The organism is Nocardioides sp. Soil796, assembly GCF_001429525.1.
GTDB lineage: Bacteria > Actinomycetota > Actinomycetes > Propionibacteriales > Nocardioidaceae > Nocardioides.
Map to the genome: position 1 here is coordinate 82,532 of NZ_LMSQ01000021.1, position 13,522 is coordinate 96,053.

At 71.0% G+C, this 13,522-nt stretch carries 9 protein-coding genes; 8 read left to right on the forward strand and 1 reads right to left on the reverse strand.

What is annotated here, in order from left to right; translation table 11 throughout:
- Nucleotides 1-6 precede the first annotated feature (6 nt).
- Nucleotides 7-1,449: an FAD-dependent oxidoreductase gene (locus ASH02_RS23245; protein WP_056687650.1), complete on the reverse strand. Its 1,443-nt coding sequence runs from the start codon at nucleotides 1,447-1,449 to the stop codon at nucleotides 7-9.
- 109 nt (nucleotides 1,450-1,558) lie between these two features.
- Between ASH02_RS23245 and ASH02_RS23250 the strand changes: the two genes are divergently transcribed.
- From ASH02_RS23250 to ASH02_RS23285, 8 genes are all read left to right on the forward strand, one after another.
- Entirely contained in the window at nucleotides 1,559-3,631 is a 2,073-nt protein-coding gene (locus ASH02_RS23250; RefSeq protein ID WP_056687648.1) for an NAD(+) synthase, read from the forward strand.
- Nucleotides 3,632-3,667: 36 nt separating this feature from the next.
- Nucleotides 3,668-4,450 (forward strand): MerR family transcriptional regulator, encoded by a 783-nt coding sequence (locus ASH02_RS23255; RefSeq protein WP_056687645.1) that lies wholly within the window; start codon nucleotides 3,668-3,670, stop codon nucleotides 4,448-4,450.
- A 124-nt stretch (nucleotides 4,451-4,574) separates the two neighbouring features.
- A complete protein-coding gene (locus ASH02_RS23260) occupies nucleotides 4,575-5,915 on the forward strand; it encodes a glutamine synthetase family protein (RefSeq protein ID WP_056687643.1) in 1,341 nt (446 codons plus the stop codon).
- Nucleotides 5,916-5,919: 4 nt separating this feature from the next.
- Complete coding sequence (locus ASH02_RS23265) at nucleotides 5,920-6,690, forward strand: type 1 glutamine amidotransferase (RefSeq protein WP_056687642.1); 771 nt, start codon at nucleotides 5,920-5,922, stop codon at nucleotides 6,688-6,690.
- Nucleotides 6,687-9,677, forward strand: a complete 2,991-nt coding sequence (locus ASH02_RS23270; RefSeq protein ID WP_056687640.1) for a bifunctional [glutamine synthetase] adenylyltransferase/[glutamine synthetase]-adenylyl-L-tyrosine phosphorylase — start codon at nucleotides 6,687-6,689, stop codon at nucleotides 9,675-9,677. The genes ASH02_RS23265 and ASH02_RS23270 overlap by 4 nt, the downstream gene beginning before the upstream one ends.
- A gap of 45 nt (nucleotides 9,678-9,722) precedes the next feature.
- Nucleotides 9,723-11,213, forward strand: coding sequence for a hypothetical protein (locus ASH02_RS23275; RefSeq protein ID WP_156393763.1), 1,491 nt, complete (start codon nucleotides 9,723-9,725; stop codon nucleotides 11,211-11,213).
- Between the two features lie 48 nt (nucleotides 11,214-11,261).
- Nucleotides 11,262-11,960 carry a hypothetical protein gene (locus ASH02_RS23280; protein ID WP_056687636.1) on the forward strand — a complete coding sequence of 233 codons (699 nt, stop codon included), beginning with the start codon at nucleotides 11,262-11,264 and terminating at the stop codon, nucleotides 11,958-11,960.
- A gap of 121 nt (nucleotides 11,961-12,081) precedes the next feature.
- On the forward strand, nucleotides 12,082-13,521 hold the full coding sequence (locus ASH02_RS23285; RefSeq protein ID WP_056687634.1) for a PepSY-associated TM helix domain-containing protein: 1,440 nt from the start codon (nucleotides 12,082-12,084) through the stop codon (nucleotides 13,519-13,521).
- The last annotated feature ends 1 nt before the right edge of the window (nucleotide 13,522 follow it).

Consider the following 13,522-nt stretch of genomic DNA (forward strand, 5'->3'; position numbering starts at 1 on the left):
CGGTCGTCAGGCGTAGGGGGCGAGCACGGCCTCCAGCACTGACCGGTCGTGCAAGCCGTCCGTCGGCGGGGACGGCCTCCCGGGCGAGGGAGGGAGCGCGTCGAGGACCGCCCGGGTGCGGGCCGCCACCCTCTCCGAGGCGATGACGCGCTCGTCATCGAGCAACATGGTCGCCCGGAACGTGGCTCTCAGCAGGTCCGGATCGGCGTCCGCCGCGCGGTCAAGGTCCTCCGAGGTCACCGGATGTCCCTCGGGCAGCTCGATCCCCGGAGCGTTGCGGGGGATCGCCTGACCGGCCAGCCCGGCCCGCAGCTGACGGTCGAGGGTGACGTCACTCGCGGCGGTCTCCCGGTAGTAGATCGCCAGCACGCGCTGCTGCCACGCGTCGTACGCCAGGGCCAGGTCGTCGGGGTCGAGTGATTCGTCGCCGAGCAGGTCGCAGAGCGCACCGGCTGCCGCCAGCCCCATCGAGAGACCTCGGCCACGGGTGGGGTTGGTCATGCACAGCGCGTCGCCGACCTGGTGCAGCCCCCGGACCACGGGCCGACCGTCGCGGACCAGGAAGCGCATCCGGTTGTCGAGTGCGCCCAGGCAGAACACCGAGCCGATCGGGTCGAGGGCGACGGCCCACTCCTCGAAGCCGGGCATCGCCGCCATCACCGCGGAGAACGCGGCATCGTGGCGCAGCCGTTTGAGCAGTGGGTCCTTGCCGTGTGTCGACATCGCCAGCATGCCGGTGTCGTTGTCGCCCAGGAACAGCAGCGAGATGAAGCTGGGGAACTGGTGGATCTGGGCGAAGCCTGCGTTGAGCCTCGGTGCATCGCCGACGACGCGGTGGTGACGCGTGTAGTAGATGACCTCGCACGGGTCGACCCGCTGGGGCTGGACGATGCCGGCATCGGCCAGCCACCGGCTGATCGGCGAGCGGCGTCCGCCGGCGTCGATGACGAGGCCGGCGGTGACAGAGCTCCCGTCCTCCAGCCCGAGGCCGGTCGCGGTGGGCACCGGTCCGGACTCGTCGAGCAGAAGGCCGGTGGCCCGGCTGTCGACCCGCCTGATCCCGGACTGACCGGCCACGGCTTCACCGAGCACCCGGTCCAGCGTGAGTCGGCGTACCCGCAGGCAGTCCAGCTGCTCGTCACCCGGCCGCCCGCCGTCGACCCAGTGCGGCGGCACCATCGAGGCGAAGGTGATCAGCGGGGCGCCGGCATCCAGCAGGGCCTGTCGTACGTCGGGCAGCCGGGTGGTCAGCTCGTGGAGGGTGCGGGCCATGAACCCGTGTGCCTGCACGGTGTGAGGTGCTCCCGGACGTGCCCGAAGTTGCGGTGACGGCGTGGAGAACAGGTCGAACTCGTCGTCGACCAGGGTGACCTGCCAGCCGGTGCGCGCCAACAGCAGTGCCGTCACGGAGCCGACGGCGGACCCTCCGAGTACGGCGACCGTTCGCATGTCCCGACGCTAGGACCGCTGATGCTCGGTGGCGACACCGAAATGCGGGAACTTCGGGCCCGTCTGAGGTGTCGCCGGGAAGCGGCAGCCACCCCATAGACTCACGGACGTGGACTTCTACTCTGCCTATGCCCAGGGTTTCGCCCGCGTCGCCGCCTGCGCCGTGCCCGTCTCGATCGCGGACCCGGCGGCCAACGCGGCGACCGTCATCGCGCAGGCCACGGAGTGCCACGAGGAGGGTGTCGCGGTCGCGCTGTTCCCCGAGCTGTGCCTGACCGGCTACGCCATCGACGACCTGCTGCTGCAGGACACGTTGCTCGCCTCGACGCTGTCCGCGATCGACGACATCGTCGAGGCCTCGCAGGACCTGCTGCCGGTGATCGTGGTCGGCGCCCCGCTCGTGCAGGGCACGCGGGTGCTCAACTGTGCCGTGGTGATCCACCGTGGATCGGTGCTCGGGGTCAGCCCGAAGTCCTACCTGCCGACCTACCGGGAGTTCTACGAGCGCCGCCACTTCGCGCCGGGTGACGACCGCCGCGACGAGTGGATCACGCTCGGTGGCGACGAGGTGCCGTTCGGTCCCGACCTGATCTTCAGCGCTGCCGACCTGCCTGACCTCAAGCTGCACGTCGAGGTCTGTGAGGACATGTGGGTGCCGGTCCCGCCCAGTGCCGAGGCCGCGTTGGCCGGCGCGACGGTGCTGGCCAACCTGTCGGGTTCGCCGATCACCGTTGCCCGGGCCGAGGACCGCCGGCTGCTGGTGCGCTCGGCGAGCGCGCGCTGCCTGGCGGCGTACCTCTATGCGGCGGCGGGTGAGGGGGAGTCGACCACGGACCTCAGCTGGGACGGCCAGACGATGGTCTACGAGCTCGGCGAGCTGCTCGAGGAGACCGAGCGGTTCCCCGAGGGCGCGCGGCGCAGCGTCGCGGACGTCGACCTCGGCCGGATCCGCCAGGACCGGCTGCGGCAGGGCACGTTCGACGACAACCGGCGCACGCACGAGGACCGGCTCTCGTCGTTCCGCACCGTCGAGTTCACCCTCGAGCCGCCGACCGGTGACATCGGCCTGCGGCGCAAGGTCGACCGGTTCCCGTTCGTGCCCGACGACGCAGAACGGCTCGCCCAGGACTGCTACGAGGCCTACAACATCCAGGTCTCCGGCCTCGAGCAACGGTTGCGCGCGATCGGCGGCGACTCGTGGCAGCCGAAGGTCGTCATTGGCGTGTCCGGCGGGCTCGACTCCACGCACGCGCTGATCGTGGCGGCCAAGGCGATGGACCGGCTGGGCCGGCCGCGCACCGACATCCACGCGTTCACCATGCCGGGCTTCGCGACCGGCGACACCACGAAGTCCTACGCCACGCGGCTCTCCACCTCGCTCGGCGTCACCTTCGAGGTGCTCGACATCAAGCCCGCGGCCACGCAGATGCTCGACGACCTCGACCATCCGTACTCCGACGGCGAGTCGGTCTACGACGTCACGTTCGAGAACGTGCAGGCCGGCCTCCGCACCGACTACCTCTTCCGGCTGGCCAACCACCGTGGCGGCATCGTGCTCGGCACCGGCGACCTCTCCGAGCTCGCGCTGGGCTGGTGCACGTACGGCGTGGGCGACCAGATGTCCCACTACACGGTGAACTCCGGGGTCCCGAAGACCCTGATCCAGCACCTGATCCGCTGGGTGATCGACAGCGGCCAGTTCGCCGCCGACGACTCCAGCGGCGAGATCAACGACGTGCTCCGCGAGATCCTCGAGCAGGAGATCACTCCCGAGCTGATCCCGACCGAGGAGGGCGAGAAGCCCCAGGCCACCGAGGACTCCGTGGGCCCCTATGCGCTGCAGGACTTCTCGCTGTTCCACACGCTGCGCGGCGGCGCCCGACCGAGCAAGATCGCGTTCCTGGCCTGGCATGCCTGGCAGGACGCCGAGGTCGGCGAGTGGCCGCCGGGATTCCCGCCCGACCGTCGTGCGGCCTACGACCTGCCCGTCGTACGCAAGTGGCTCGAGGTGTTCATCACGCGGTTCTTCGCGTCGCAGTTCAAGCGGTCGGCGCTGCCCAACGGCCCGAAGGTCTCCGCGGGCGGCACGATGTCGCCGCGCGGTGACTGGCGGATGCCGTCGGACGCGTCGCCGACTGCCTGGTTGGCCGAGCTGGAGAACGTTCCGCGCGACGGCTCTTGACCCTGACACCGTGTCAGGCCGTGGAGTGATCCCGTCATGTTGAACATCGGAGACTTCGCCCGCTTCGCCGGGGTGTCAGTGCGGATGCTGCGTCACTACGACGCGGTCGGACTGCTCGCCCCGTCCGAGGTCGACCCCTTCTCGGGCTACCGGCGGTACGACGAGTCGCTGCTGCGGCGCGCGCACCAGCTGGTGGCCCTCAAGGAGCTGGGCTTCAGTCTCGAGGTGGTGGGAGAGATGCTCGACGGCCCGCCCGACCTGCTCCAGCAGCGACTGGAACAGCGCCGGACCGAGCTGGCCGACGAGATCACCGCCAACCGGACCCGCCTCGACGAGGTGGAGCGGCGTCTCCGACTGATGGAAGGACACATCATGGAGATGAACTACACGGAGAAGAACCTGCCCGAGCTGGAGGTCACCCAGCTGACCGCCTCGGTGGCGGAGCAGCCCCAGATCGGACCGGTCATCGGACCGCTCTTCGCGCGACTCGCGTCGGCGGCTGCAGGGCAGGGGACCGGCTTCGACCCGAGCGTCGCCTGGTACGACGTGGGCGACGAGGGCATCCGGTTCGCGGCCTGCGGCCCGGCGGGCCTCGACGTCGAGGGTGCCGAGCCGGCCACGCTGCCTGCGGTGCCGCGTGCCGTCGTGGCGACGTACACGGGGCCGATCGACCGCATCGCCGAAGGCTGGCAGGCCCTGGGCGCGCACCTGACCGAGCAGGGCCTGCACGCCTCCGGCACCTGCCGGGAGCTCTACCTCTCGTCGCCGGCCGATCCCTCCGCCGACTGGGTGATCGAGCTCCAGCAGCCCGTGCGCTGACGCTGACCCCCGCGCCCGACCTCTACGCGGAACATCCCAGTCATCAGGTGACGGGGATGTTCCGCGTGCACCAACTGGTGGCGTGTCACACGCGTGTAACAGGCGATGGTCCATAGTTGGGTCCATGGGTAAGCAGGAAGACTTCGTGCTGCGCGCACTCGAAGAACGCGACGTCCGGTTCGTCCGCCTCTGGTTCACCGACGTCCTCGGTTTCCTCAAGTCCGTGGCGGTGGCTCCGGCCGAGCTCGAGGGCGCCTTCAGCGAGGGCATCGGGTTCGACGGCTCGGCCATCGAGGGATTCGCCCGCGTCTACGAGGCAGACATGCTGCTGCTGCCCGACCCGTCGACGTTCCAGATCCTGCCGTGGCGTGGCGGCGAGGGGCCCGCGACGGCGCGCATGTTCTGCGACATCATGATGCCCGACGGCAGCCCGTCGTACGCCGACCCGCGCTACGTGCTCAAGCGCACCCTGAGCGCCGCGGCCGAGAAGGGGTTCACGTTCTACACCCACCCCGAGATCGAGTTCTACCTCTTCAAGGACACCCCCAACTCCGGTGACGACCCGATCCCGGTCGACCGCAGCGGGTTCTTCGACCACACCGCGCAGTCGCACGGCTCCGACTTCCGTCGCGAGGCGATCACGATGCTCGAGTCGATGGGCATCTCCGTCGAGTTCAGCCACCACGAGGGTGGGCCCGGCCAGCAGGAGATCGACCTGCGGTACGCCGACGCGCTGAGCACCGCCGACAACATCCTGACCTTCCGCACGGTGATCCGTGAGGTGGCACTGAGCCAGGGCATCTGGGCCAGCTTCATGCCGAAGCCGTTCACCACGCACCCGGGCTCGGGCATGCACACGCACGTGTCGCTGTTCGAGGGTGACCGCAACGCGTTCTTCGAGGCCGGCTCCGAATACCAGCTCAGCAAGACCGGCCGGCAGTTCATCGCCGGGATGCTCCGCCATGCCAGCGAGATCACCTGTGTCACCAACCAGTGGGTCAACAGCTACAAGCGGCTGATCGGCGGCGGCGAGGCGCCGTCGTACATCACCTGGGGACACAACAACCGTTCGGCGATGGTCCGGGTGCCGATGTACAAGCCCAACAAGGGCCAGTCCACCCGCATCGAGCTGCGCACCATCGACCCCGCCTGCAACCCCTACCTGGCGTTCGCGGTGATCCTGGCCGCCGGCATGAAGGGGATCGAGGAGGGCTACGAGCTGCCTCGCGAGACCGAGGACGACGTGTGGTCGCTCAACGAGCGCGAGCGCAACAGCCTCGGCATCGAGCCGCTGCCGAAGACGCTGGCCGAGGCGATCAAGGTCGCGGAGAACTCCGAGCTGCTGGCCGAGACGCTGGGCGAGCACGTCTACGACTACTTCCTGCGCAACAAGCGATCCGAGTGGGAGGCCTACCGCGGCCAGGTCTCGGCCTGGGAGCGGGACCAGATGCTGCCGGTGATCTGAGCCCGTGACGCAGCCGCTGGTCCTCGTCGTCGAGCACGAGGCGAAGTGCCCGCCTGGCCACCTCGGCGACTGGCTGGAGGAGGCCGGTGCCCGGGTCGAGGTGTGGCGGCCGTACGTCGGTGACGCACTGCCCGACCTCGCGGCGTACGACGCACTCGTGGTGCTCGGCGGCACGATGGGAGCCGACGACGATGCGGCGTACTGGTGGCTCCCGCCGCTCAAGCACCTGGTGCGCGACGCAGCCGACACGGGGGTGCCGACCCTCGGCATCTGCCTGGGCCATCAGCTGGTCGCGGTCGCCCTCGGCGGAGGCGTCGAGGTGAACCCGCGTGGACAGCAGGTCGGCGTGCTGCCGGTCGGATGGCTGCCTGCCGCGGCGCAGGACCGGGTCTTCGGCCGACCCCACGGGCTGCGCGGCATCCAGTGGAACAACGACATCGTCTCGGAGCTGCCCGACGGCGCCGTGCTGCTGGCGGCGACCCCGGACGACGAGGTGCAGGTCGTGCGGTTCGCCGACTCCGTCTGGGGCGTGCAACTGCACCCCGAGGCCGACGAGCAGATCGTGGCGGCCTGGGCGGACGGCGACCGTGAGGCGCATCTGGCGCGTGGCCTCGACCAGACGGCACTGATCGGCTCCATCGCCGATGCCCGGGCCGAGCTGGACGCGGCCTGGCGCCCGATGGCCGAGCACTTCACGCAGCTGGCGCGCGAGCGGATGGATCGACGCCAAACTGGCGACGGGTCGGCAAGAACTGGCGACGGGTCGGCGGGATGACGCCGCGGGCAGTCGGACGCGGCGAGCTGATCCGGCAGGGATTCAGCGACCCCGAGACCTCAGCGGCGCGACTGGCCGAGCTGGGGGAGCAGGGCCCGCCGCTGCTGGCGATCCTGAACCGCACCGCCGATCCCGACGCGGCACTCGACGCCCTGGTCGACCTGGCCGACGCCGTCGAGCGCGACGCGGGCGAGAGCCGCCAGGACTTCCTGGAGGAGCTGGTGGACGACGAGGGAACCGCGATGCGGTTGCTCAGCGTGCTCGGCGCGAGCAGCGCACTGGCCGACCACTTGGTGACCCATCCCCACCACTGGCGTGAGCTGACCGACCCGACCCTGGGCAACACCCGCCCGGCGGCGTACGCCGTGAGGGAGGCCCTGCTGCGCGCCGTGGGTGCCGACCCTGCCGACGCGGAACCGGTCTCGGCGATGGACGACACCGAGGCGGTCGACGCACTGCGGGTGGAGTACCGCCGGGTGCTGTTGCGAATGGCCGCCCGCGACCTCGCCCACGGCGTCGGCGTCGACGACATCGCCGCCGAGCTGTCCGACCTGGCCGCCGGCACCCTCGACGCCGGACTGTCCATCGCCCGCGCCCGGGTCGGCGAGACCGCGGCCACCGCCCGGCTCTCGGTCATCGCCATGGGCAAGTGCGGGGGCCACGAGCTCAACTACGTCTCCGACGTCGACGTGATCTTCGTCTTCGAGCCGGCCGAGGGAGCCGACGAGGGCGTGGCCAACCGGGCGGCCACCCAGCTCGCCGCCCAGCTGATCCAGGTCTGCTCCGACCACACCGCCGAGGGCACCATCTGGCCGGTGGACGCGAACCTCCGCCCCGAGGGCAAGTCGGGTCCGCTCGTGCGCACCCTGGCCAGCCACCGCGGCTATTACGAGCGCTGGGCCAAGACGTGGGAGTTCCAGGCCCTGCTCAAGGCGCGACCGGTCGCCGGTGACCTCGCGCTGGGTCGCGAGTACATGCAGATGATCGCCCCGATGGTGTGGTCCGCTGCCAGCCGAGACGGCTTCGTCACGGACGTCCAGTCGATGCGTCGCCGGGTGCTCGACCACATTCCGAGCCACGAGGCCGAACGCCAGCTCAAGCTCGGCTCCGGGGGTCTGCGCGACGTCGAGTTCGCCGTCCAGCTGCTGCAGATGGTGCACGGCCGCACCAACGAGGGTGTCCGCGCGCCGACCACGCTGAGCGCGCTGGCGCAGCTGACCCGCGGCGGGTACGTGGGGCGCGAGGACGGCCAGTCGATGCACGAGGCCTATGCGTTCCTGCGCAAGCTCGAGCACCGCATCCAGCTGCACCAGCTGCGGCGTACCCACGTGCTGCCCGACGACGAACCCTCGCTGCGACGGCTGGGACGTTCGATCGGCTACCTGCGGGACCCGGTCGTGGAGCTCGACAAGGAGTGGCGCCACCACCGCCGAGAGGTGCGGCGCCTGCACGAGAAGCTCTTCTACCGGCCGTTGCTCAGCGCGGTGGCCCGGATCCCCGGCGAGGAGATCCGGCTCTCTGCCGACGCGGCCGAGCAACGCCTGTCTGCACTGGGATATCTCGACCCGAAGGCTGCGCTGCGGCACCTGGAGTACCTCACCAACGGTGTCTCCCGGACGGCCGCGATCCAGCGCACCCTGCTGCCGGCGATGCTCGAGTGGTTCGCCGACGCCCCCGACCCGGACGCCGGGCTGTTCGGCTTCCGGCGGATCAGCGAGACCCTGGGCGCGACGCACTGGTTCCTCGCCACGCTGCGCGACGAGGGTGAGGTCGCCCAGCGGCTGGCGCAGCTGCTGGCCACCTCGCGCTTCGCCACCGACCTGCTCGAACGCGAGCCCACCGGCGTCAAGCTGCTGGGCACGGACCTCACCCCGCTCAGCGCCGAGGCGCTGACCACCGAGATGCTGGCCTCGGCCGGACGCAAGGACAGCCCCGACCAGGCCGCGTTGGCGATCCGGGCGATCCGGCGCCGTGAGCTGCTGCGCATCGCCGCCGGTGAGCTCGTCGGCAACCTCGACGTGGTCGCGGTCGGCGCGGGCCTCTCCAACCTCACCGACGCCACCCTCGAGGCGACCCTCTCCGCAGCACATCGCGCGGTCGTGGCGCAGCGTGGCCTCGACGCGCCGGCCAGCGCCATCGCGGTCATCGGCATGGGGCGGTACGGCGGCTTCGAGCTGTCCTACGGCAGCGACGCCGACGTCATGTTCGTGCACGAGGCGGCGCCGGGCGTCGAGCCCCAGGTCGCGGCGTCGTACGCCCAGGCGGTGGTCATCGAGCTGACCCGCATGCTCGCCGTCCCGGCCTCCGACCCGCCGCTCGAGGTCGACGCCGGCCTGCGACCCGAGGGCAAGCAGGGGCCGCTGGTGCGCACCCTGGAGTCCTACCGGGGCTACTACGCCAAGTGGTCGCGGGTGTGGGAGTTCCAGGCCCTGCTGCGTGCGGACGCGGTCGTCGGCGACGAGGACCTGCGCCGGCGCTTCACCGAGCTGATCAACCCGCTGCGCTTCCCGGTCGACGGGATCACCGAGGACGACGTCATCGAGGTGCGCCGCATCAAGGCCCGCGTCGACGACGAACGCCTGCCCCGCGGGGCCGACCCGAACACGCACCTCAAGCTGGGCCGCGGGGGACTGGCCGACATCGAGTGGACCGTCCAGCTGCTGCAGATGCTGCATGCCGGACGGCACGAGGGCCTGCAGACCCCGCGCACCCTGGACGCGTTGCGGGCCGCCACCGAGGCCGAGCTCCTCGACGCCGACGACTCCGAGGCGCTCAACGCGGCCTGGCGCCTGGTCAGCTCGATGCGCAACGCGGTCACCCTGGTGCGGGGCAAGGCCTCCGACCAGATCCCGCGCGACCCGCGGGAGCGTGCGGCGGTGGCTTCGGTCCTCGGCTACTCTGCGGGTGAATCCGACGCCATGGTGAACGACTACCTGCGCACCACACGCCGTGCACGGAGTGTGGTCGAGCGGATCTTCTGGGGCTGACCTCACCGCTGACGAGGCCTGCACCGGGACCAAGACGGGGGACACGTGTTGACATCGAGTGTGGGTGCGCTGCGCTGCCACTGGCCGCTGTGGCTTGCCCTGCTGGTGGTCGTCGCGGGCCGCATCGTGTTGTGGGACTGGCCGATCACCCCCGACGAGTCCGGCTTCTACCTCGTCGCCGACGACCTGCTGCACCGCGGCGGTGACGGCCTCTACGGCCACTACTGGGTCGACCGGCCACCGATGCTGATCTGGCTGTTCATGGTGGCGGCCGCGATCGGGACGGTGGAGGCGATCCGCTGGATGGTGGCCGCGTTCTTCATGGCTTTCGTGGTGCTCACCTATTGCGCCGTACGCCGACTCGGCGGTGCCGCAGGCTGGGCCGCCCTGGTCGCCGCGGCGTTCTCGATCACGCCCGCCGTCGGGGCCCCGGTCGCCAACGGCGAGGCGTTCGCGATCCCGTTCGTGATGGGCTGCGTGCTCTGCGCGGCGATCGCCGCACGCCACGAGGGCGGTCGGGCGCTGGCCTGGTCGGCCGCCGCCGGGCTGGTCGGCCTGCTCGCGATGGCGGTCAAGCAGAACTTCGCCGAGGGCCTCGTCTTCGCGTTCGTGGTGCTGGTCGTCGCCGGTCTCCGCAAGGAACGCACCTGGCCCGACGTCGCACGCCGACTGCTGGCCGGCCTGGCCGGGATCGCGGGCGGCGTGGGGATGATGGTCGGCTGGGCGTTCAGCGCCCCCACGGGCGTGAACGGGCTGTGGGTGGCCGCGATCAGCTTCCGCGGTGACGCGTCGTCGCTGATCCGCGCGGGCCACCGCACCGGCATCGAGAACCGCACCGCGGCGATCGTGGAGGACGCCTGGCTCTCCGGCATCATCCCGATGCTGATCGTGCTCGTCGTCGTGGCGCTGGTCGGTCGGTTCCGGGGCAGTGCGCTCGGGTGGGCGGTCGCCGCGATGATCGCGGTGGAGGCTGTCGGGATCCTGGTCGGCGGCAACTTCTGGACGCACTACCTGCTCGGCCTCGCGCCCGGTCTCGCGCTGGCGGTCGGGTTGACGATGCCGCTCGCGCGCAGGCGCTGGCTGGTGCTCCCGGTGGTCGTCTACGTGATCGGCTCGGCGCTCTGGGTGACGCCGACCGAGGCCAGGGAGATGGCCGACTACGGCACGCCGCGGCTGACCGTGCTCGGCGAGTTCGTGGCGGCTTCGGCCGAGCCCGGTGACACCGCGACGACGCTCTACGGTCGCGCCGATGCCCAACGTGCCAGCGGGCTGCGCTCGCCGTACGAACACCTGTGGAGCCTGCCGATCCGGGTGCTCGACCCCGACCTCGACGAGCTGATCGGGGTGCTGCAGGGCGACCACCCGCCGACCTGGCTGATGCAGGTCTTCCCGTTGCACGCCTGGGGCCTGGACCCCGCCGAACGCATCGGGGGTGTGATCCTCGACCGCTACGACCTGGTCTACGACGACTGCCACGTGCGGGTCTTCCTGCTCAAGTCGGTCGACCGTGACCTCGCCTCGCCGCCCACCTGCTGACACCCGCGGACACGTCAGGGACTTTCGGGCTGTGGGAGGATACGCGACGTGAACGGGACCGCGGGGCCGCTGCTGCGGCGGGTGCGTGGCGCCGTGCTGGCCTTCGTCGCCCTCAGCACCGGCGTCGTGGCGCACGTGGCTGCGAACGGCCTGCTGCCCTCGGTGCCGACCCTGGTCGCGTTCTATCTCTTGGCAGCCGTGGGGCTCGGTTGGTTCCTGCGTCGACCCGCCACCACGCTGCGCATCGTCGCGCTGACCGTCGGCGGCCAGACCGTCGTGCACGCGATGCTGACGATGACCTCCGGTCACGCCGGCGACGCTGCGCACACCGTCGGCACGGCCCCGGTCGCGCCGGCCCGGCCCGAGTCGCTGGTCGGCTCCGGGTCGCCGATGGAGCAGTACGCCGCCGCTCGCCCGCAGGTGCAGTCCGACTTCGCCCTGCCCCACGCCATGCACCACCTGATCGCCGACATGACCGGCGCGCACGCCCCGATGATGGTGCTCCACCTGTGCGCCGCGGCCCTCGTCGGCCTGTGGCTGGCCGTCGGTGAACGTGCGATCTGGACCCTTCTCGCACTTGCCGCGGCGGTCGTCGTACCGTCCCTGCGCCAGCTGCTGGCCGGGCTGGCCCTGCCGGCACCGCTCGCTGCCGCTCCGGCCGCGTTCGAGCGGTCGGCTCCTCCTCACCTGACGACGCTGGCGCGCAGCGTCGTACGCCGCGGTCCGCCGGCTCTCCTCCCGGCCTGACCCGACCCTGCGCATCCAACGGATGCGCCTTTCCTGCGCACCCGCGCGCCCGCGCACCGCCATGTCGTCGTACGACGACCCGGTGCCGCCGCGGCGTACGCACGTGTCCCTGAGGAGAGACATGACCCTGCAGATCGATCCACCTGCAGCGCGCCCCGACGGCGACCCCCCACGGGGGCGACCCGCGCGCGCTGCCTCGCCCGGATGGTTCCGGGCGTTCTGGAGGTGGCACCTCTACGCCAGCCTCCTGGTCGCGCCGATCCTGCTGGTGCTGGCCAGCACCGGACTGATCTACCTGTTCCGCTTCCAGCTCGAACCGTTGTTGCACGCCGATGTGATGACGGTCGAGCAGCCGGCCGACATGGACTTCACCCAGCCGTACTCCGCGCAGGAGGCGGCCGTCGAACGCGCCTACCCGGACGCCACGATCATCTCGATGACCGAGCCCGACGACGAGGGCAGCAGCACGCGGTTCTCCATCGTCACCGGCTCCGGCGAGGCGCGCGACCTCTACGTGAACCCATGGGGTGCGGAGGTGCTCGGCGCGATCAACCCCGACACCACGCTGAGCGGCTACGCCGTCCGCATCCACCGTGACCTGATGGTCGGCAAGTGGGGCGACCACCTGATCGAGCTCGCCGCGAGCTGGGCGTTCGTGATGGCCCTGACCGGCTACTACCTCTACTCGAAGGGCCGGGCCGCGCGGCGCCGACGACCCCGCTCGTTGCGCTCCCGGCACGGCCGGATCGGCCTGGTCGCCGGGGTGGGACTGCTGCTCCTGCTGGCCTCCGGGCTGCCCTGGACCGGCATCTTCGGCGCCAAGGTGCAGGAGCTGGCCACCGACCGGGGCACCTCCATGTGGAGCACCGACCCCGGCGCGGTCTCGGACCCCACCTCGACGCTCGACGAGTCGCTGCCGCACTCGCACGCACAGGAGGTGCCGTGGGGCAGCGGCAAGACCGAGGTCCCGAGGTCGAGTGGCCACGAGGGCTCGAGCCGGGCCAACCTCGACACCGCCGTCGAGATCGCCTCGGAGCAGGGTCTGCGGCACCCCATGACCGTGGCGCTCCCTGCCTCCGAGGACGGTGTCTACTCGGTGATCGGCTACGCCTTCGACGCCCCGTCGGACGAGAGGACCGTGCACGTCGGGCGCTTCGGGGGAGAGGTCGAGTCGACCTACGGCTACGACGACTACCCGGCGCTGGCCAAGGTCGTCGCCCAGGGCATCGGCCTGCACGAGGGCCGCAGCCTTGGCCTCTGGTCGTTCTGGGGCTCGGCCCTGATGTGCCTGGCGATCATCGCGTCCTGCATCACCGGACCCCTGATGTGGTGGCGACGTCGTCCGGGCGGATCGGTCGGAGCCCCGCGCGGCCGGATGCCACTACGGGCCTCGCCGTTCCTGCTGGTCGCGGTCGTCGTACTCGGCCTGTTGCTGCCGCTGTTCGGCCTGTCCCTGCTGGTGGTGCTCGCCTTCGACCACCTGCTCGTACGCCGGGTGCCCGCGCTGTCCCGCTTCTTCGACACGGCGCCCACCCCCACCCCCTCTTCAACTCCCCGATAGG

Excerpts from the sequence above, each read along its gene's own strand:
- ASH02_RS23245 (WP_056687650.1), bottom strand. The coding sequence starts at position 1,449 with ATGCGAACGGTCGCCGTACTCGGAGGGTCCGCCGTCGGCTCCGTGACG.
- ASH02_RS23255 (WP_056687645.1), top strand. The coding sequence starts at position 3,668 with ATGTTGAACATCGGAGACTTCGCCCGCTTCGCCGGGGTGTCAGTGCGG.
- ASH02_RS23260 (WP_056687643.1), top strand. The coding sequence starts at position 4,575 with ATGGGTAAGCAGGAAGACTTCGTGCTGCGCGCACTCGAAGAACGCGAC.
- ASH02_RS23270 (WP_056687640.1), top strand. The coding sequence starts at position 6,687 with ATGACGCCGCGGGCAGTCGGACGCGGCGAGCTGATCCGGCAGGGATTC.
- ASH02_RS23285 (WP_056687634.1), top strand. The coding sequence starts at position 12,082 with ATGACCCTGCAGATCGATCCACCTGCAGCGCGCCCCGACGGCGACCCC.